Origin of the sequence: Brevibacillus sp. Leaf182, from assembly GCF_001423865.2 — a bacterium.
Classification (GTDB): domain Bacteria; phylum Bacillota; class Bacilli; order Brevibacillales; family Brevibacillaceae; genus Brevibacillus; species Brevibacillus brevis_C.
This window is the reverse complement of sequence record NZ_LMPN02000037.1, coordinates 708695-727021: the sequence shown is the minus strand read 5'-3', so window position 1 is coordinate 727021 and position 18327 is coordinate 708695. Positions and strand designations below refer to the sequence as shown.

General features: G+C 46.0%; 21 protein-coding genes. All 21 read left to right on the top strand.

The window, feature by feature from the left end; genetic code table 11:
• The first annotated feature begins 14 nt into the window (after positions 1-14).
• Entirely contained in the window at positions 15-377 is a 363-nt protein-coding gene (locus ASG16_RS30315) for a response regulator (RefSeq protein WP_007719294.1), read from the top strand.
• Positions 377-1057 carry a flagellar biosynthetic protein FliO gene (locus ASG16_RS30310; RefSeq protein WP_056488405.1) on the top strand — a complete coding sequence of 227 codons (681 nt, stop codon included), beginning with the start codon at positions 377-379 and terminating at the stop codon, positions 1055-1057. Before ASG16_RS30315 ends, ASG16_RS30310 begins: the two co-directional genes overlap by 1 nt.
• Complete coding sequence (fliP, locus tag ASG16_RS30305) at positions 1054-1815, top strand: flagellar type III secretion system pore protein FliP (protein ID WP_056488402.1); 762 nt, start codon at positions 1054-1056, stop codon at positions 1813-1815. Before ASG16_RS30310 ends, fliP begins: the two co-directional genes overlap by 4 nt.
• Before the next feature lie 30 nt (positions 1816-1845).
• Complete coding sequence (gene fliQ / locus ASG16_RS30300) at positions 1846-2115, top strand: flagellar biosynthesis protein FliQ (protein ID WP_048033446.1); 270 nt, start codon at positions 1846-1848, stop codon at positions 2113-2115.
• 3 nt (positions 2116-2118) lie between these two features.
• Positions 2119-2901: a flagellar biosynthetic protein FliR gene (gene fliR / locus ASG16_RS30295; protein ID WP_048033445.1), complete on the top strand. Its 783-nt coding sequence runs from the start codon at positions 2119-2121 to the stop codon at positions 2899-2901.
• Complete coding sequence (flhB, locus tag ASG16_RS30290) at positions 2898-3995, top strand: flagellar biosynthesis protein FlhB (protein WP_056488399.1); 1098 nt, start codon at positions 2898-2900, stop codon at positions 3993-3995. The genes fliR and flhB overlap by 4 nt, the downstream gene beginning before the upstream one ends.
• An 18-nt stretch (positions 3996-4013) precedes the next feature.
• Entirely contained in the window at positions 4014-6056 is a 2043-nt protein-coding gene (gene flhA / locus ASG16_RS30285) for a flagellar biosynthesis protein FlhA (protein ID WP_056488397.1), read from the top strand.
• The gene (gene flhF / locus ASG16_RS30280; RefSeq protein ID WP_056488394.1) at positions 6053-7375 is read left to right on the top strand and encodes a flagellar biosynthesis GTPase FlhF; all 1323 of its coding nucleotides are present in this window, start codon (positions 6053-6055) and stop codon (positions 7373-7375) included. Before flhA ends, flhF begins: the two co-directional genes overlap by 4 nt.
• A 4-nt stretch (positions 7376-7379) precedes the next feature.
• Complete coding sequence (locus tag ASG16_RS30275; RefSeq protein WP_056488391.1) at positions 7380-8243, top strand: MinD/ParA family protein; 864 nt, start codon at positions 7380-7382, stop codon at positions 8241-8243.
• 31 nt (positions 8244-8274) lie between these two features.
• Positions 8275-9390, top strand: a complete 1116-nt coding sequence (locus ASG16_RS30270) for a protein-glutamate methylesterase/protein-glutamine glutaminase (RefSeq protein ID WP_056488388.1) — start codon at positions 8275-8277, stop codon at positions 9388-9390.
• Between the two features lie 21 nt (positions 9391-9411).
• Positions 9412-11436 carry a chemotaxis protein CheA gene (locus ASG16_RS30265; protein WP_048033439.1) on the top strand — a complete coding sequence of 675 codons (2025 nt, stop codon included), beginning with the start codon at positions 9412-9414 and terminating at the stop codon, positions 11434-11436.
• Positions 11437-11452: 16 nt separating this feature from the next.
• A complete protein-coding gene (locus ASG16_RS30260; protein ID WP_048033438.1) occupies positions 11453-11929 on the top strand; it encodes a chemotaxis protein CheW in 477 nt (158 codons plus the stop codon).
• A gap of 5 nt (positions 11930-11934) precedes the next feature.
• Positions 11935-12561, top strand: a complete 627-nt coding sequence (locus ASG16_RS30255) for a chemotaxis protein CheC (RefSeq protein ID WP_048033437.1) — start codon at positions 11935-11937, stop codon at positions 12559-12561.
• Positions 12548-13033, top strand: coding sequence for a chemotaxis protein CheD (locus ASG16_RS30250; RefSeq protein ID WP_007719270.1), 486 nt, complete (start codon positions 12548-12550; stop codon positions 13031-13033). The genes ASG16_RS30255 and ASG16_RS30250 overlap by 14 nt, the downstream gene beginning before the upstream one ends.
• A 3-nt stretch (positions 13034-13036) precedes the next feature.
• Positions 13037-13420 (top strand): hypothetical protein, encoded by a 384-nt coding sequence (locus ASG16_RS30245; protein ID WP_048033436.1) that lies wholly within the window; start codon positions 13037-13039, stop codon positions 13418-13420.
• Between the two features lie 16 nt (positions 13421-13436).
• The gene (locus ASG16_RS30240; RefSeq protein ID WP_047067879.1) at positions 13437-14225 is read left to right on the top strand and encodes a FliA/WhiG family RNA polymerase sigma factor; all 789 of its coding nucleotides are present in this window, start codon (positions 13437-13439) and stop codon (positions 14223-14225) included.
• A gap of 31 nt (positions 14226-14256) precedes the next feature.
• Positions 14257-15675 (top strand): flagellar assembly protein A, encoded by a 1419-nt coding sequence (locus ASG16_RS30235; RefSeq protein WP_082517181.1) that lies wholly within the window; start codon positions 14257-14259, stop codon positions 15673-15675.
• Positions 15676-15721: 46 nt separating this feature from the next.
• On the top strand, positions 15722-16060 hold the full coding sequence (locus tag ASG16_RS30230; protein ID WP_048033435.1) for a hypothetical protein: 339 nt from the start codon (positions 15722-15724) through the stop codon (positions 16058-16060).
• A gap of 24 nt (positions 16061-16084) precedes the next feature.
• Complete coding sequence (locus ASG16_RS30225) at positions 16085-16609, top strand: DUF6115 domain-containing protein (protein ID WP_082517180.1); 525 nt, start codon at positions 16085-16087, stop codon at positions 16607-16609.
• Positions 16584-17276 (top strand): hypothetical protein, encoded by a 693-nt coding sequence (locus tag ASG16_RS30220; protein WP_056488383.1) that lies wholly within the window; start codon positions 16584-16586, stop codon positions 17274-17276. Before ASG16_RS30225 ends, ASG16_RS30220 begins: the two co-directional genes overlap by 26 nt.
• A 248-nt stretch (positions 17277-17524) precedes the next feature.
• Positions 17525-18235, top strand: a complete 711-nt coding sequence (gene rpsB, locus ASG16_RS30215; protein ID WP_015891726.1) for a 30S ribosomal protein S2 — start codon at positions 17525-17527, stop codon at positions 18233-18235.
• The last annotated feature ends 92 nt before the right edge of the window (positions 18236-18327 follow it).

Here is an 18327-nt window from a genome sequence, read left to right as displayed (position 1 = left end):
GGGAGGAGCTATTCATGTCTAACAAAGTTTTAATCGTAGACGATGCAGCATTCATGCGTATGATGATCAAGGAAATTCTTTCGAAAAACGGGTACAGTGTCGTAGGGGAAGCAAGTGACGGTGCACAAGCAGTTGAAAAGTATAAAGAATTGGGACCTGATCTCGTAACCATGGATATTACCATGCCAGAGATGGATGGAATTTCTGCATTGAAAGAAATAAAAAAATTAGATCCTAACGCGCGTGTGATCATGTGCTCCGCGATGGGACAACAAGCGATGGTAATCGATGCGATCCAGGCGGGCGCAAAAGACTTCATCGTAAAACCATTCCAGGCGGATCGCGTTCTTGAAGCGATCAAAAAGACAATGAGCTAATGATGATGATCCGGAATGCAGGGGCAAGACTCATTTTAGCCTTCAGTCTGATCCTGTTGCTTTTCGTCTCCTCCCTGCCAAGTACCGTTTTTGCAGAAGGTTCAGTAGCGGATGCGTACAACCAGGGAAAAGTGCCAACTAGCAATGCGCCCGCCGGCAGTGAACAGCCGGCGGCCATTCCGGGCAGCGGAACAGGAAGTATGATCGGGTATCTAGTTCAAGTCATCTTTTCGCTAGGCTTTATTGCAGTATTGATCTTTTTATTGCTCCGTTTTCTTGGTCGACGTCAAGGAGCTCAAAGTCATGGACCGATTAAAGTGATTAGCGCTACTGCACTAGGCAATGGCAAAACACTTCAGGTTGTTATGATCGGCGAGTCATTGTACATCGTGGGAGTGGGAGAAAACGTTCAATTGCTTCGTAGGATCGAACCGGGTGAAGAGGTAGATTTGATCTTGGCAGACGCAGAGATCAAACCAATGAAAAGCCCATTCTCATTAGAATGGCTCCCGTTCGGTAAGAAAAAGCAGGCTGAAGAAGAAATCTTGTTTTCTTCTGATATGGACGGCAAAAGCTTTCAGGATCTGTTGCAGGGTCAATGGAACGACTTGAAAAATCGTCCAGACCAAACAGAACATTGGAAGAAAGAGCAAGCTCAGGACAGAGGGGACCAAAAATGAAATATTTTTTGCAGGTGCTGATGCTTGTCGCAGTGTTGCTATCCGTACCTGATATGGTCATGGCGGCGCCAGCGGGTACACCGCTTGTTCCGAGTATTGATTTGAAGATAGGCGGCGGAACAGGAACACCGCAGGAGACATCGACGGCCATTCAGCTGTTACTGATTTTGACAGTATTATCTGTAGCTCCAGCGATTTTGCTTTTAATGACCAGTTTTGCGCGAATTGTTATTGTGTTGTCTTTTGTTCGAAATGCGTTGGCAACTCAACAAATGCCACCGAACCAGGTATTGATTGCCCTTGCATTGTTTATGACTTTCTTCATTATGGCTCCGACACTCGGACAAGTAAACGAAACAGCCGTGCAGCCATTTATGCAAGGAAAGCTAACGCAACAGCAGGCATTGAACGCAGCGGTCATACCCTTTAAGGAATTTATGGCAAAGCAGACGCGTGAAAAAGATTTAGCACTTTTTCTGGAATACACAAAAGCCGAACGACCAAAATCAATCCAAGATATTCCGTTGAATGCGCTGGTACCTGCTTTTGCCATTAGTGAATTGAAGACGGCTTTTCAGATTGGCTTTATGATATTCATTCCATTTCTCGTAATTGATATGATCGTCTCCAGTATTTTGATGGGGATGGGGATGATGATGTTACCGCCGGTTATGATTTCATTGCCGTTTAAGATTTTATTGTTCATCATGGTGGACGGCTGGTATCTCATTGTGAGATCACTTTTGACCAGTTTTTAGCGACATTCCGAATGCCTCAGGAGGTAGAGCATGACACAAGAATTACTTATGCAGATTGCCCAAAGCTCTGTTTATACCATCCTGCTGATTTCGGCACCCGCACTTGGGGTCGCCTTACTGGTCGGTTTGATGGTCAGTGTCTTTCAGGCAACGACACAAATTCAGGAGCAGACACTCGCTTTTATTCCAAAGATCGTGGCCGTATTTGTCGTGATCTTGGCTGTTGGTCCATGGATGCTTCGGGTAATGCTTGATTTCACGATGGGGATCTTCGGTAACCTTCATCGTTTTGTTGGGTAGCATATGAATCTTTTTCTGATGTATCTGCCCGTATTCTTGCTTGTTTTTGTCCGAATGAGCGCCTTTTTTGTAACGGCTCCGTTCTTTTCCATTCGCGGTGTACCGAATCAGTTTAAAATCGGTCTCGCGTTTATCATTGCCGTCATCAGTTTTCAATCCTTGCCGGTACAAGGCGAGATTCCGATGGATTTGACATTTATTTTGTATGTCATGAAGGAAGCCCTTGTTGGTGTCATTCTTGGTTACATATGTGAAATGATGTTTATCGCCATTCAGGTTGCCGGTGGACTGATGGACATGCAGATGGGGCTCGCAATGGCAAACGTGATTGACCCGAAAACGGGTGCATATATCCCGGTGACAGGTAACTTCAAAAACATTCTCGCTGTCCTGTACTTTTTCAGTATTGACGGACATCACATGCTGATACGAGGTGTAATGAGCAGTTACCAGGTTATACCGGTGGACATCATGTGGGCGGCTTTCGGAAGCGAGAACGTCATGATGACAGCAGTAAAAACATTTCAAACGATGTTTACGAGTGCGTTTATGATTGCGGCACCGATCGTCGTTGCATTGTTTCTGGTTGATCTCTCTCTTGGTATTATCGCCAAATCTGTCCCGCAGTTTAATATCTTTGTGGTGGGTTTGCCCATTAAACTGCTTGCCGGCTTTTTACTGCTTATCGTGGTGATGCCTGCGTTCTTGCTGACCCTGAACGGATTGTTTGGGAACATGTTCCGGGCACTTGCAGAAATGATGAAATCGCTCGGAGGAGCACCATGAATCAATTGAGGCTTTCTTATCAAGTAGATCTTCAATTTTTTAATGGGGAAAAGACAGAAAAAGCTACGCCCAAGAAAAAGCAAGACGCACGAAAAAAAGGGCAAGTCGCGAAAAGTCAGGATCTTTCCCCAGCCCTATCTTTAACAGCATTCTTCTTTCTGTTAATGATGCTTGGCTCTACCATGCTAGGCACATTTCAAGATTTGATGCGGGAGTCATTGATTACATATACCACGTGGCAAGTAAATGAAGAAAATTTAAAAGTCATCGTGATGCAGCTCGTATTTGAAGCGATAAAAATTGTCGGACCTATCCTAGGCTTGAGTTTTCTTGTCGCATTTGCGGTGAACTACATGCAGGTAGGCTGGCTAATTAGTACAGAACCCCTTCAAATGAAACTGGAAAAGATCGATCCGATTAAAGGGGCAAAACGCATTTTTTCCTTACGCTCGCTCGTAGAGCTATTGAAATCTTTATTAAAGATAAGCGCAGGCATATATGTCGCGTACGTCATTTTGTGGAATGCAAAGGAACAAGTTGTACAGCTTTCCTTATTGTCTGTCGGAGCAGTCCTAGCGTTTACTGCCGAAGAGGTGACAAAGCTAGGAATCTATCTCGGGTTATTGCTTTTCATTCTCGCGATTCTGGACTATGCCTATCAGCGTTATGAGCATGAAAAGAATCTGCGAATGTCCAAGCAGGATCTCAAGGACGAGCATAAGCAAGCGGAAGGTGATCCGCTCATTAAAGGGAAGATTCGTGAACGGCAAAGAAGTATGGCCATTCGCCGTATGATGCAGGAGCTTCCCAAAGCGGATGTCATTATTACGAACCCGACTCACTTTGCCGTTGCCGTTCGCTATGACGCAAGTGCGATGAGTGCACCGACGGTAATCGCCAAAGGGCAAGACTATCTAGCATTAAAAATAAGGGAAGTAGCGAAAAAGCATCGTATCGTTACCATGGAAAACAAGCCCTTGGCCCGGGCTCTCTATAGTCAAGTTGAAGTTGGGCAACAAATTCCCGAAGAGATGTTTAAAGCGGTCGCGGAAGTTCTCGCGTACGTCTACAAGCTGCAAGGGAAAGTGAAATAAATGGAAGGAGGATAACCAGTGGGATTCAAATTTAAAGAAGTTGGTACGATCCTTTTTGTCATAAGCATTGTTGTCATGATGGTAATCCCACTTCCTTCAGCGCTACTTGATTTGCTGTTGATTTTGAATATCTCCCTTGCATTGACCATCTTGCTTGTGTCGATGTATACAAAAGAAACTTTGGAATTCTCGATCTTTCCGACGGTTTTGCTTATTACAACACTGTTTCGACTAGCTCTGAACGTGTCGACAACGAGAAATATTTTATCGCACGGTGAAGGCGGTAAAGTTATTGAAACGTTCGGTAGCTTTGTAGTCGGTGGTAATCAAGTCGTCGGTTTCGTCGTGTTCCTCATCTTGATCATCATTCAGTTTATCGTAATCACCAAAGGTTCTGAGCGTGTAGCTGAGGTAGCAGCACGTTTTACGCTCGACGCGATGCCTGGTAAACAGATGAGTATCGACGCGGATCTGAATGCAGGAATGATCACAGAAGCAGATGCACGTGTCCGAAGAAAAAAGATTGAGAACGAAGCTGATTTTTATGGGGCAATGGATGGTGCCAGCAAATTTGTAAAAGGGGACGCCATCGCGGGTATTATCATTTTTATTGTAAATATTATCGGTGGTTTTATCATCGGGATGCTCATTCACGATATGAGCTTTGCCGAGTCTGCCTCTCGATTCACTACCATGTCTGTCGGTGACGCACTTGTGAGCCAGATTCCAGCGCTCTTAATCTCGACCGCAGCAGGTATTATTGTCACGCGTTCCACTTCTGGTGAAGGTCTGGGTGAAGATATCGTCAAGCAGATGTTCAGCTTTCCGCGTCTTCTCTATATCGTAGCCGGATGCATGTTATTGCTGGGGCTCTTTACACCAATTGGAATTCTGCCTGTACTTCCGGTATGCGGGATAATGGCATTTGCTGCTTGGAAAATGGAGAAGAACCAAAAGATGCAAATACAAGAATCCGCCGACAAGGTGGAAGAGCAGCAGATGGAAGAAGTACGCAGTCCAGAAAGCGTCGTGAATCTGTTACAGGTCGATCCCATCGAGTTCGAGTTCGGTTATGGCTTAATCCCGCTTGCCGATGTGAAGCAGGGAGGAGATCTGTTAGATCGAGTCATCATGATTCGAAGACAAATTGCACTCGAGATGGGGATCGTTGTTCCGGTCATTCGTATACGTGACAACATCCAGCTTCGACCGAATGAATATATGATCAAAATAAAAGGCAACCAGGTCGCAAAAGGGGAAATCATGCTGGATCACTACCTGGCGATGAGCCCGGGGATCGAAGATGATTCTATTGTTGGGATAGAAACCGTAGAACCTGCGTTTGGATTGCCCGCATTATGGGTAACAGAAGAGAATAAGGAGATTGCTGAGCTGTCTGGCTATACAGTTGTCGATCCGCCATCTGTTGTGGCTACACATCTGACAGAGGTCATCAAGCGACATGCCCACGAATTGTTAGGTCGCCAGGAAACAAGGGCCCTGATCGACAATGTACGGGAGACAGCACCAGTTCTCGTAGACGAGCTGATTCCAAGTCTGCTCGCCATTGGGGACGTACAAAAAGTATTGCAAAAGCTGTTGCGTGAAAAAGTGTCTGTTCGAAATCTTCACGTTATCCTTGAAGCACTTGCGGATCATGCCTTGTATACAAAAGATCCAGATGTGCTGACAGAATATGTGAGACAGGCGATGGCGAGACAGATCACACTCCAATTTACGGAGCCAGGACAACCACTTCGCGTGCTTACAGCTGGAGCAGGATTGGAAAAAGCAATCTCTGAACGTGTGGAACAGTCTGAGCAAGGAAGCTATCTGGCGATGGATCCGGAAACGTCTCAGCGAATTTTCCAAAACATGTCGACTGAAGTGAGCAAAATGATCAACTCGGGTCAACAGCCGATCATTCTTTCATCACCAGCGGTTCGAATGTACTTGCGTCAATTAGTAGATCGTATGATGCCAGACGTTCCCGTTTTGTCGTACAGCGAGCTCGAACCACATGTTGAAGTGCAAAGCGTAGGGATGGTGAACATTTCGTGAGGGTAAAACGTTACATTGTCGATTCGATGCCAGAAGCAATGGAAAAAATCAGGACGGACTTAGGAATGGATGCAGTGCTTCTTAATTCCAAGCCGATCAAAACAGGTGGATTGTTCGGGATGTTTGGCAAACAACGAATCGAAGTAATCGCTGCTGTCGATGAAAAGGCATCCGAGCGAGAAAATCCCACAGTAGCAGCTGAACATCGAACCAACAACGTTTTGCCCAAATCGCAGACAGGTACGTACACGGCTGCTCAAGCGTATCGAAAACCGACTGTGACAAAAACAACGGAGAATCAACAAGTTGAATCAACAGGTAGGGAGCAGGTCGTAGCCGCGATGACACAAACCGCGGTTGCGAAGCCTCCAAAAGAAGAGATCCCAGATACGAGAGCCGGACAGAAGCAAGGAGAGCCAACTGAGCAGCAAGCTCCTGTCATGACAAGCAATCATGACGCGATTGCCACTGAAATGCGAGATATGCGTCAAATGTTTCAAAAGCTGTTGGTGCATGACTTAAGTGAACAACTTCCTCCGGCGATACAGTCTATTCGTGCAAAGTTAATGAAGCAAGAAGTGACTGAAGAGCTAACTGCGGAAATCATTCGAAAAGTAATGGAAATGTCGCAACCGGGTGAAAAGTGGACGGAGGAAGAAGCGTTTGCGGTATGCCGAACGATTATCACTTCCATGATCGAACCATATACAGCCTCTTCGCCAAAGCTGGGTAAGAACGTGCGGTATGCTTTCTTTTTCGGTCCGACAGGGGTTGGAAAAACAACGACCATTGCGAAGCTTGCGGCGAATAGCATGTTGAAGGAAAAGCGAAAAATCGGCTTTATCACGGCTGATACGTATCGAATGGCAGCTGTAGAACAATTGAAGACGTACGCAAACATTTTAAATGTCCCGCTGGAGGTTGTCTTTTCTCCCAAAGAAATGGCGACAGCGATGGAACGCTTAAGTGATTGTGACCTCATTTTTGTAGATACGGCTGGACGAAATTTTCGCAACGATGAGTATGTGGAAGGCATTCGTGAATTGTTGGAGCATGGAAAAGACAGCGTGAACTACCTAGTACTGAGCTTGAGCTCCAAATTCAACGATATGAAAGCGATCGTCCAAAACTTTGCGGAAGTTCAAGTGAAGCAAGTCATTTTTACAAAAGCGGATGAAACGAACAGCTTTGGCACGATGTTGAATGTTTGCCAGGAGATGAATCTACAGCTCTCCTATGTAACGACAGGTCAAAATGTACCAGATGATATCGTTGTAGCTACACCCGCGCTGGTTTCAACGATGATTATGGGAGAGTAAACAGATGCGTGACCAAGCAGAGCAACTCCGTGAGCGGATGCTACAAAACAAGAAGACACGACCAACTAGACTGGTGACAGTGACGAGTGGAAAAGGTGGTGTTGGCAAGTCCAATTTCAGCTTGAATTTTGGACTTGGTTTGAGTGAGAAGGGTCATAAGGCGGTTTTGTTTGACTTGGATCTGGGTCTGGCAAATCTGGATGTATTAATGGGAATTACTCCAAAAAAGCATCTGTTTCATTTGTTAGAGCCAGATACGACTGTTTGGGACATTATCGAGCACGGGCCAGGAGGCTTGGAATTCATCGCGGGTGGTTCTGGATTTACGCAGATCATGCAGTTAGATGATGAGAAGCTAGATCGCTTATTCTCCCATCTGGACCCGCTGCAAGGCTATGCCGACACAATCATTTTTGATACGGGAGCAGGTTTTTCAAAAGAATCCATGCGATTCATGCTCTCCTCAGACGAGGTCATCCTCGTTACCACTCCCGAACCACCAGCGATAACGGATGCCTATGCAGTCATCAAGATGCTACACGCACGTAATCCCGCTGTCTCCATTCGTTTGGTGATAAACAGAGCGTCATCGGAGAAAGAAGGTAAAATGACGGCGGACAAGCTTGCGATGGTTTCCAAACGCTTTCTGGATATGGATATTCAGTCACTTGGATATGTTTCGGATGATCCTTATGTTTCAAAAGCTGTTAAACTGCAGCGTCCTTTTCTACTTACATATCCACAATCGCAAGCCGCGAGAAGCATACGAAATCTGGTAGAACGGTATTTGGATCGTCCGGATACTTCAGATGCTTCTGTCAGTGGTCTCAAAGGTTTTCTTGCGAAGTTGAGGCACTTCATACGATGAGACATAAAAGTAGGAAGGGAGCGACATTCGAATGAGTAAAATCCGCGTCCTCGTCACAGACGATTCTGCATTCATGCGTAAAGTGATTTCGGACATTTTATCTACTGATCCTGAGATTGAAGTGATTGATCGAGCCAAGAATGGACTCGAATGTATTGAAAAATGTAAAGAACTGGCGCCGGATGTCCTCACACTCGACATTGAAATGCCGGTTATGAACGGTTTGGACGCGCTTGAAAAGCTGATGAATGAGTACCCGCTTCCGATCGTCATGTTGAGCAGTCTGACAAAAGAAGGGGCCGAAGCTACGATTCATGCGTTGGAGCTAGGTGCGTTTGACTTTGTAACGAAGCCTTCTGGTCCAATTTCTCTCGACATCCATAAAGTGGGCGATCGTCTTATCGAGCGTGTGAAGGCTGCGGCAGCAGCGAAAGTACGTTTGAGAAAGCAGATGCCTCGCGTAGTCAAACCGGTATCTTCCGAATCAAAAGCTACACCTGTTGCACCAGCAGCTCCAGTAATACGTACGAAAATACCGAGCCCGCCTGCCGTGATGCGGTCACAAGTGGGCGGAAAGGCAAGACTGGTGGTTTTAGGTACTTCCACGGGTGGTCCTAAAGCATTGCAGAGTGTACTGACTGCAATTCCGGCGAACTTTCCGGCACCAATTGCCATCGTTCAGCATATGCCAGCAGGTTTCACAAAATCGTTAGCAAATCGGCTAGACTCGTTATGCCAAATTCGAGTAACCGAGGTTGTCGATGGCGAGTATTTGGAAAATGGTACAGCTTACATCGCTCCAGGAGGCTTCCATTTCGAAGTTCGCCAAGTAAATGGGAGACTACAGGCCTATTTACATCAAGAGGAGCCACGAGGCGGTCACAGACCGTCTGTCGATATCCTGTTTGAATCAGTCAGTCAATTGACAAATGTAGACAAATGGGCAATCATCATGACAGGCATGGGAAATGATGGGACTAAAGGGCTAAAGCGCATGAAGGAGCTTGGCGTTGTCACAAGTATTATCGAGGATGAGTCGAGTTGTGTCGTATTCGGAATGCCACGAGCAGCGATTCAAGCAGGCTTGGCAGACAACGTGGCCCCATTAGAAAAGATTCCGGAGCTGTTGTGCAAGCTCTTGCACTGATTTTTGGGAGGTGGATCACCGATGGATATGAATCAGTATTTGGACATGTTTATTGAGGAGTCAAAGGAACACCTACAGGCAATCAACGCCAACTTGTTACTCTTGGAAAGTGATCCGGGTAATATTGGCCACGTCAAAGAGATTTTTCGTTCCGCTCATACATTGAAGGGGATGTCGGCGACCATGGGCTTTGAAGACATGGCGAGTTTGACTCACGAAGCGGAAAATGTACTTGACCTGATTCGCAATCAAAAGTTAACGATTACCAGTGATATTATGGACGCTATTTTTCAGAGCGTAGATTTGATTGAAGGCATGGTCATCGATATCACGGAAGGTGGAGACGGTTCAGCAGATGTATCCACTATTGTAAAGAAGCTGCGGGCGATTGTAGCTGGAGACTTTTCAGCCGAGCAGGAAGTAGCAGCTGCTACGATGGAAGTGGAAGCACCGCAAGAGGAAAGCACGCCTGCTGAAGATCATGAGCTGGATGATTATGCAATGATGGTCCTGAAGCAGTCGCAGGAACTCGGAAACAACGTTTTGTGGATCAAAGTGACATTGAATGAAAACTGCTTGCTCAAGGCTGCTCGCTCTTACATGGTTTTTGATCAATTGGAATCCATGGGTGAAGTGATCAAAACGAAGCCGGCTGTTGAAGATATCGAGAATGAGCGATTTGAACAATCGTTTGAAATCGCCTATGTGACGGAGCAATCAATTGAAAAAGTACGTACTACGATTCTTAACATTTCGGAAATCCAAGATGTGACAATCGAAACCATTCAATTGAAGAGTGAAGCTCCACCTGCTCCCGTAGTGCAACAGACGCCAGCGCCAGCTGAAAAAGGAGCAGCAGAAGCGCCTCAAGCACCTGTGAAGAAGGCGACGGCTGGTGGAAAAACAATTCGTGTGGATATCGAACGCTTGGATATCTTGATGAATCTGTTTAGCGAATTAGTCATTGACCGCGGTCGTCTGGAGCAGTTGGCACGCGAGATCGGAAAGAATGAACTGCAAGAAACCGTGGAGCACATGAGCCGGATTAGTGGCGATTTGCAAAACATCATTCTGACCATGCGCATGGTTCCGGTGGAGCAAGTATTCAATCGTTTCCCACGTATGATTCGCGACCTGCAAAAAGATCTGAATAAAAAAGTGAATCTGGAGATAATCGGTGCGGAGACAGAATTGGACCGTACTGTCATTGACGAAATCGGGGACCCACTCAATCACTTGCTGCGTAACTCGCTTGACCACGGAATTGAGTCTCCAGCAGATCGGAAAAAGGCGGGTAAGCCAGAGGAAGGAAAAATCGAGCTCCGCGCTTTCCACAGTGGGAACCATGTATTCATTGAAGTAAAAGATGACGGTGCTGGAATCAATAAGGATAAAGTTCTCAAAAAAGCGCTTGAGAGAGGCATTGTCAATCCTGCCAATGCAGACAGCATGAGCGACAAACAAATCCACGAGTTGCTATTTGCAGCAGGCTTTAGTACAGCGGAAGTTGTTTCTGATATTTCCGGTCGTGGTGTTGGACTGGATGTCGTTAAGTCCAAAATTGAATCGTTGGGTGGAAGTGTCAGCGTAGATTCTGTGCGAGGCCAAGGCACGACTTTCCTCATTCAATTGCCACTTACGCTCTCTATCATTTCCGCGATGCTGGTACAAGTGAAAGATGAGAAGTACGCTGTCCCACTCAGCTCCATTATTGAGACGGCTGTATTTAAAAAAGATCAAATCATGATGGCTCACCGCCAGAAAGTGATCGACTTCCGGGGACGTGTAGTTCCGCTCGTTTCGCTACAGGACATTTTCCAAGTGCCTGATAATGGGGAAACAATGGAAGATGAAGTGGCAGTCGTCATCGTACGTAAAGGTGAGAAAATGGCAGGCCTTGTCGTCGATTCGTTCATCGGCCAACAAGAGATTGTTCTAAAATCTTTGGGCAAATATCTGGTTAATGTATTTGCCATTTCAGGTGCAACGATCCTGGGAGACGGTCAGGTCGCGCTCATCATAGATTGTAACTCACTGATTAAGTAGAAGGAGGGGCAGCCACATGCTCGATCAAAAAGAAGTCATTAGCGAAGTCAAAGTGATTGTCTTTCGATTGAAGGACGAAGAGTATGGCGTAGAGGTTCATCAGGTCAAATCCATTGAAAAGCTGGAGCACATCACAAGAGTTCCTCGAACGCCTAGTTTCGTCAAAGGGGTTATTAATCTGCGTGGCGTTGTGACACCGATTATTGACCTGCGCAATCGCTTTAGTCTTGAAGAAAGCGTCTATTCCGAAGCGACTCGAATCATTATCGTGGCCGTAGGTGAGTTGGAAGTGGGTCTCATTGTAGATGCTGCTAACGATGTTATTGATATACCAGTTGATGCGATTGAACCGCCTCCAGAGGTTGTTGGAGGAGTGGAAGCTGCTTATTTGCGAGGCGTCGCTAAGCTGGATAAACGACTGTTAATCCTCTTAAACCTCGATAAAGTATTGAGCAATGAGGAAATCAAGCAGTTGGACGCAATTGAGGGGTAAGTAAAATGGGCGATTTTACGAAGTTTGGGGATTTCCAATTTGACGTTTTACGGGAAATCGGGAATATCGGTGCTGGTCACGCTGCCACGGCTCTCTCCAAGCTCATACAAAAAGAAATCGATATGAAAGTTCCACAAGTAAAGATTATCCCCTTCGACGAAGTTGCAGATTGTGTAGGAGGAGCGGAAACTGTAGTAGTGACCGTCTTCCTCCGGGTTGAAGGCGATTGTCCAGGGAACATGTTTTTCATCCTTGATTTGGATTCTGCCAAGCACCTGCTCGAACAAATTACGGGAATTAATAAAGATGTATACGAGTGGGAAGAGCTGGAGATATCAGCGCTGCACGAGATTGGCAACATCTTAACAGGTTCTTATCTATCATCGTTAGCTGATTTTACACAATTAAATTTACAGCCGTCCGTACCTGCACTCGCTGTGGATATGGCTGGAGCTATTCTAAGTTATGGATTAATAGCGTTGGGTCAAGCGGGTGACTTTGCCCTCACGATTGACACCGCTTTTTTCGAAGGCAATGATCAAGTAAAAGGGAACTTTTTCTTAATTCCTGATCCTGAATCGCTCCCAATACTATTTCGTTCATTAGGGGTTCCGTTCGATGGAGATTATTAAGATAGGGATGGCTGATCTTGGTGTGGCAAAGCCGCCGAGTAAGCTGCGTACTACCGGTTTAGGTTCTTGCGTAGGGGTAGTGCTCTACGATCATATCCATAAAATTGCAGGTATGGCACATGTTATGCTTCCAGAATCGTCTTTGGCTAAAAGCGGGGAGCTAACGATAGGCAAGTATGCGGATACAGCAATCCCTCATCTGATTCAGTTGATGGTGAAGGCTGGCGCGGAGACCAGACACACAGTTGCGAAATTGGCTGGTGGCGCACAAATGTTCGCGTTTTTAGGGAATAATGACACCATGCGGATTGGGCCTCGGAACGTAGAGGCGTGCAAACTTGCATTGAAGGATGCTCATATAAAGATCGTGGCAGAAGATACAGGGGGAAACTGCGGTCGGACAATCGAGTTAGATGCCACAAACGGCATTCTTCAAATCAGGACCGTAAATCAAGGTGTGAAGGAAGTATAACAAATGTTAGGAACCATTTGGATTAATTTTGGATTAGGAATGCTCGCATTTCTTGTGACGCTGGGTACGGCTGTGGCGAGTAATGTCTGGCTCGTATCACTGGAGAGAGCAGGTATCGCATTTGTCCTATTCTTCCTCGCAGCTTTTCCAATTCGTTGGCTGCTCGCAACGTTCATTCAGTCATCTACTCCACCAATGGTTACGGACACGCTAGAGGGGACAAGCTCTCCTCTAGCAGAAGGTGGAGTCGTTCTGGAAATTGGACAACAATTGGAACAGGAAGATCAAACATTTGCACCACTCTCAATCAACAAGATGGAAAGGATTCATCCTACTGAGGATCCAGCCACCGTTGCAGAGGTCGTTAGGCGCTTATCAGATGAGTAAAGGTTGGTGACTATTCGTGGCACGGCTAACCAGTCAAGAAAAAGCAAAAGAGTTCGATAAATGGGTCATGTGGAAGCAAGAGGGGAGTCGCGAGGCGGAGGTTGACTTGGTCACGCGGTTTTTGCCACTGGTCGATAAGGTGGCAAATCGGTTGGCGATTAATCTGCCAGCAAATGTGGACAAGGATGACTTGATTAGTTATGGGCGCTTTGGGCTATTGGACGCTTTGGCTAAATTCGATCATACCCGGGGTCTCCAATTTGAGACGTACGCCATGTGGCGGATTCGTGGTGCGATGATCGATGGACTACGCGAGAATGACTGGATCCCTCGTACTGTTCGAGACAAGGCCAAAAAAATCGAAGAAGCATACACCACCTTGGAACAGCAAATGCTGCGAATGCCAACCGATCAAGAAGTGTCTGATTATCTGGGAATAAGCAAAAAGGAGCTTCAACAGGTTTTCTTGGAAACCTCTCTTGCCAGCATGGTTTCTATCGATGAGGCAGTAGGGGATGAAGACGAACAAAAAACAGCAAGACATTCGTATATTATCGACGAGCTCACACCTCGCCCTGATAATGTGGCGGAAGTATCCAGCTTAAAAGAGGTTCTTGTAACGGTCATCGACAAATTGCCTGAAAAGGAACGATTGGTTGTCTCCTTGTTTTATTTTGAAGAAATGACCTTATCAGAAATTGCGGAAATCATGAGCTTGTCACCTTCAAGAATATCCCAGTTGCACTCCAAAGCTCTTTTCCGACTTCGTTCTGCGTTGTCCAGATGGAAATCGCAATTGATGTAAGGGGACATTACCCAAGCTTGAGAGGGGTAGAATGATGGAAGGGATCGGGAAATATAAAATAGAAGTAAAAATTTCAGCTGATAAATTGGAGGCTGAGGTACTTCTCCGTGTGGACGAACAAGATATCGACGAAATTGTCATCTTGGAAACAGATGTATACAAAGTATTACAAGCAAGCCATGTGAAATATGGAATTCTCGATGATGTAGTCCAGAACTTGTGTACCTTACCAGCGAAGTATGCAAACGCGAGAGTAGTGGTTGCTCAAGGGATAGCACCTGTGGCCGGAACCGATGCGACTATTGAGTACCCCTATTTGGCATCTATTAATGAAGGGGAAGGTCCAAAAGAGCTTGAGGATGGTCGAGTTGATTTTTATAATGTGACGACAATCCCTAATGTGGCAAAAGGGCAACTCTTGGCACGTAAAATATCAGCAAGCCAGGGACAACCAGGCACAGCAGTTACCGGAGAGCCCATCGCTCCCAAAGCCGGCAAGGAAATAAACATAAAGCCTGGGAAAAATGTTGTGCTCAATCAAGAGCGGACGATGCTATACGCCGCTATTGACGGGCAAGTCTCCTTTACGGAACAGGCAAAAATGAACGTGTTTCCCGTATTTGAAGTAAACGGGGATGTTGATTTTGGTGTTGGCAATATTGATTTTGTGGGAACGGTGGTCATTCGCGGGAACGTATTGAATGGCTTTCGCGTAAAGTCATCAGGAGATATACGTGTACTTGGCAGTGTAGAAGGGGCCGAGTTGTACGCGGAAGGCTCCATTGAAATCAAAAGCGGAATAGTTGCCCAGGACAAAGGCTGCATTGTTGCGGGGAAAGATGTCCGGACATCCTTTATCCAAAACGCAAATGTAACGGCTGGCAATCAAGTGATTGTTTCACAAAGCATCATGTTCTCAACCGTACGAGCTGGAAAGCAAATCATTTGCAAAGGGGCAAAAGGCTTCATCATTGGCGGTGTGCTGCAAGCTGGAGAAAAGATTGCGGCTCGAGTATTTGGGAACAGCAGCGCCACTCCTACGATACTCGAAGTAGGAGTAAAACCGGAATTAAGACAAGAACTAGCGAACATTCAAAAAGAACTACAAAATGTGTATGAAAATTTACGCAAAACAGATCAAGGGCTAGGCGTTATGAATCAGATCCTTCAAGTCAGCAAAGAACTTCCAGCAGACAAACGCCTTATGCAAATCAAGCTAACCAATACTCGTTTGGTTCTGGAAAAAGAAAGCAAGGAATTGGAAGCACGCAGAAATGATATTGAACTCGAGCTGAAAGGGGAAGGACCAGCAGCTATTGAGGCATATCATGTGATGTATCCAGGAATCAAAATGACGTTTGGAAAGCTGGTGCACTTTATCAAGCACGAGTATGCAAGAACGAGATTTATTGTGCTGGACGGTGAAATTAGCACAGCAACTCTTATCTAATCCAGGATGCTAACATACTTAGTGTGACAAAGGGAGTTGGGGCCATATGAGTTTGAAAGCGGTTGAATTGCAGGTGGCAATACCACGAACGCTAGAAGTCAGCCGAATTCAGGAGCATCAGCAACAACGAACCATGCATGAACAACAATCAATGATTGATCAGCGAAGAGACCTGGATGAACATATGCGCCAGCGCCCAAGCGATCTTGAGCAGTCACAAAAGAACCAGATACGCGAACGAGAAAAAAAGCAAGGACAGCAAGAACATCAGGACAAAAAAGAATCCGCTGGAAGTCAAATGTCCGAATCGAGCGAAGGTGTATCTACGAATGCTGATCTCATGAGAGATCCATTGCGCGGGCGTATTATAGATATTTCTTTATAAACGAAGATTAAGCCAGAAATAAAGGTGGACAACATGGACGTAGTGTATCCCATCCTGATTGGAGCAGGAATGATCAGCATGCTTCTTGCTTTTGTCATTAAAAAGAAGCAGCCTGTTGACTCCTTTTCCTCAATACCGACACAACGCACGACGGACAAGGACGAGCTCGAAAAAAGCGTGCAGCGTCTTCAAAAACAGGTAAAGCAAGAAACCAATCTTCTTGCTGCAGAATGGCAGGAAATGAGAGCGGATCTTCTCGAGGATATTGCTAGTTTGCGCAAGCGATTAGACAATATGGAAGAACAATGGCAAAAGGGTGAAACTCATAAGCAAGAAGCTCCAATGGAAACGAATCGGATCGAAGCAGCACCTCAAATTCAAGAGGTGGATATGCTGGCACTACGAGAACGTTATCGCCGTGCCTTTGAGCTGAGTAAAGAAGGGTTGTCTCGGGATGAGATTGCAAAACGACTCGGTGCCGGCAGAGGGGAAATCGATTTGATCTTTTCCTTGGCTGACAGGCATGAGCGAGGTCTTGCCGATGCGTAAACAAGAGCTCTTATTTGGATTTGGAGCAGGACTGATTGTGGCTACCTCTATAATCGGACTGTTAGCGCCTAAGCAGACTACGCAAGCCCCAGCCATGACTGTCGATCAAATGAAAGTAGCTGCACAAGAGCTGGAAATGGTCGTGCTTACAGCAGAAGAATACAAACAGTGGCAGGAAGAAAAGAAAGTGAACGTACAGCCAGCTCCTGGAGTGCCTAAGGCGCCAGTTACGCCAAAGGTAGGTCAAACAGTGGCGCCTGTGACAAAGCAACCGCAGACGCCAACTGTACAGCCTACGACACCTGCTGCTTCATCAGAGCAAAAGGCGATTCCGCCAGCGAATCCGAGTAAGGACGGTCAGCCTACTCCAACCGTACCGAATACGCAGACACCAACGTCACCCAATGCGCTGGCACCTACAGCTCCGACAGTGGAAGCACCAGTAGCAGAAAAGAAGGTATCTTTCACCGTTCCTTACAAAGCAACTGCAGAGGATGTAGCGCAGATTCTAGTAAAGGAAGGAATCCTTCCTGCCGACAATCAATTTGTGGCACAGCTACGTGCGAGCGACAAGCTAAATCGTATTCGTGTTGGTACCTATGAAGTGTCGACCGCCGCTAAGGAAGCAGATATCGTCAAGTTGATAACAACTCCGCCTAAAAAATAGGCGGTTTTTTTCAATGTAACCAAATGTGTCCATTTGTCGTCAGCCATGAAGGGTCAAAACTTTTTTTTACGAAATAAATGGAATTCGTTTGTTGCAATTGAAACTCCCATATGATATATTCATTTACGGTGTTGAAATCGCACGTCCACCAATTCCAGCAACGGTGCTGCCAATGGCAGAATTGCTTGGAACATGCGGTGAGGCGGAGGTAGGCATCACAAAAACCATTCTTGAAGGAGGTGTGAAATATGGCAGTAATTTCGATGAAACAATTGCTCGAGGCTGGTGTACACTTCGGTCACCAAACTCGTCGTTGGAACCCGAAAATGGCTCGCTATATCTTCACCGAACGTAACGGAATCTACATTATTGACCTGCAAAAAACCGTTAAAAAAGTAGAGGAAGCGTACAACTTCGTGCGTGAACTCGCTCAAGACGGCGGAAAAATCCTCTTCGTTGGTACGAAGAAACAGGCACAAGAATCCGTTAAAGAAGAAGCAGAACGCACAGGTCACTACTTCATCAACCAACGTTGGTTGGGTGGTACTCTGACAAACTTCACAACCATCAAAAAACGTACTGCTCGCTTGGCTGAGCTGAAACGTATGGAAAACGATGGTACTTTCGCAGTATTGCCTAAGAAAGAAGTTATCGTTCTGCGCAAAGAAATGGATCGTCTGGAAAAATTCTTGGGCGGTATCGCTCACATGGATAAACTGCCTGACGCTCTGTTTGTCATCGATCCTCGTAAAGAGCGCATCGCTGTAGCAGAAGCTCGTAAATTGGGTATCCCAATCGTAGCGATCGTAGATACTAACTGCGATCCAGATGAAATCGATTATGTGATCCCAGGTAACGATGACGCAATTCGCGCTGTGAAATTGCTCACTGCTAAAATGGCAGACGCTCTCTTGGAAGGAAATCAAGGTACAGAGCAACAAGCAACAACAACTGCGTAAGCATGTGTGTTAAAGGGTGGACTGAGGGTGTCAGAACCCCCGTCCATCCTTTTTTGCTGAATAGCGTCGCCGAGGTTAACAGGCGACTTGCT

Coding starts and splice junctions, on each gene's coding strand:
- ASG16_RS30315 (WP_007719294.1), top strand. CDS start 15: ATGTCTAACAAAGTTTTAATCGTAGACGATGCAGCATTCATGCGTATG.
- ASG16_RS30310 (WP_056488405.1), top strand. CDS start 377: ATGATGATGATCCGGAATGCAGGGGCAAGACTCATTTTAGCCTTCAGT.
- fliP (WP_056488402.1), top strand. CDS start 1,054: ATGAAATATTTTTTGCAGGTGCTGATGCTTGTCGCAGTGTTGCTATCC.
- fliQ (WP_048033446.1), top strand. CDS start 1,846: ATGACACAAGAATTACTTATGCAGATTGCCCAAAGCTCTGTTTATACC.
- fliR (WP_048033445.1), top strand. CDS start 2,119: ATGAATCTTTTTCTGATGTATCTGCCCGTATTCTTGCTTGTTTTTGTC.
- flhB (WP_056488399.1), top strand. CDS start 2,898: ATGAATCAATTGAGGCTTTCTTATCAAGTAGATCTTCAATTTTTTAAT.
- ASG16_RS30275 (WP_056488391.1), top strand. CDS start 7,380: ATGCGTGACCAAGCAGAGCAACTCCGTGAGCGGATGCTACAAAACAAG.
- ASG16_RS30270 (WP_056488388.1), top strand. CDS start 8,275: ATGAGTAAAATCCGCGTCCTCGTCACAGACGATTCTGCATTCATGCGT.
- ASG16_RS30265 (WP_048033439.1), top strand. CDS start 9,412: ATGGATATGAATCAGTATTTGGACATGTTTATTGAGGAGTCAAAGGAA.
- ASG16_RS30260 (WP_048033438.1), top strand. CDS start 11,453: ATGCTCGATCAAAAAGAAGTCATTAGCGAAGTCAAAGTGATTGTCTTT.
- ASG16_RS30255 (WP_048033437.1), top strand. CDS start 11,935: ATGGGCGATTTTACGAAGTTTGGGGATTTCCAATTTGACGTTTTACGG.
- ASG16_RS30250 (WP_007719270.1), top strand. CDS start 12,548: ATGGAGATTATTAAGATAGGGATGGCTGATCTTGGTGTGGCAAAGCCG.
- ASG16_RS30245 (WP_048033436.1), top strand. CDS start 13,037: ATGTTAGGAACCATTTGGATTAATTTTGGATTAGGAATGCTCGCATTT.
- ASG16_RS30235 (WP_082517181.1), top strand. CDS start 14,257: ATGATGGAAGGGATCGGGAAATATAAAATAGAAGTAAAAATTTCAGCT.
- ASG16_RS30230 (WP_048033435.1), top strand. CDS start 15,722: ATGAGTTTGAAAGCGGTTGAATTGCAGGTGGCAATACCACGAACGCTA.
- ASG16_RS30220 (WP_056488383.1), top strand. CDS start 16,584: ATGAGCGAGGTCTTGCCGATGCGTAAACAAGAGCTCTTATTTGGATTT.
- rpsB (WP_015891726.1), top strand. CDS start 17,525: ATGGCAGTAATTTCGATGAAACAATTGCTCGAGGCTGGTGTACACTTC.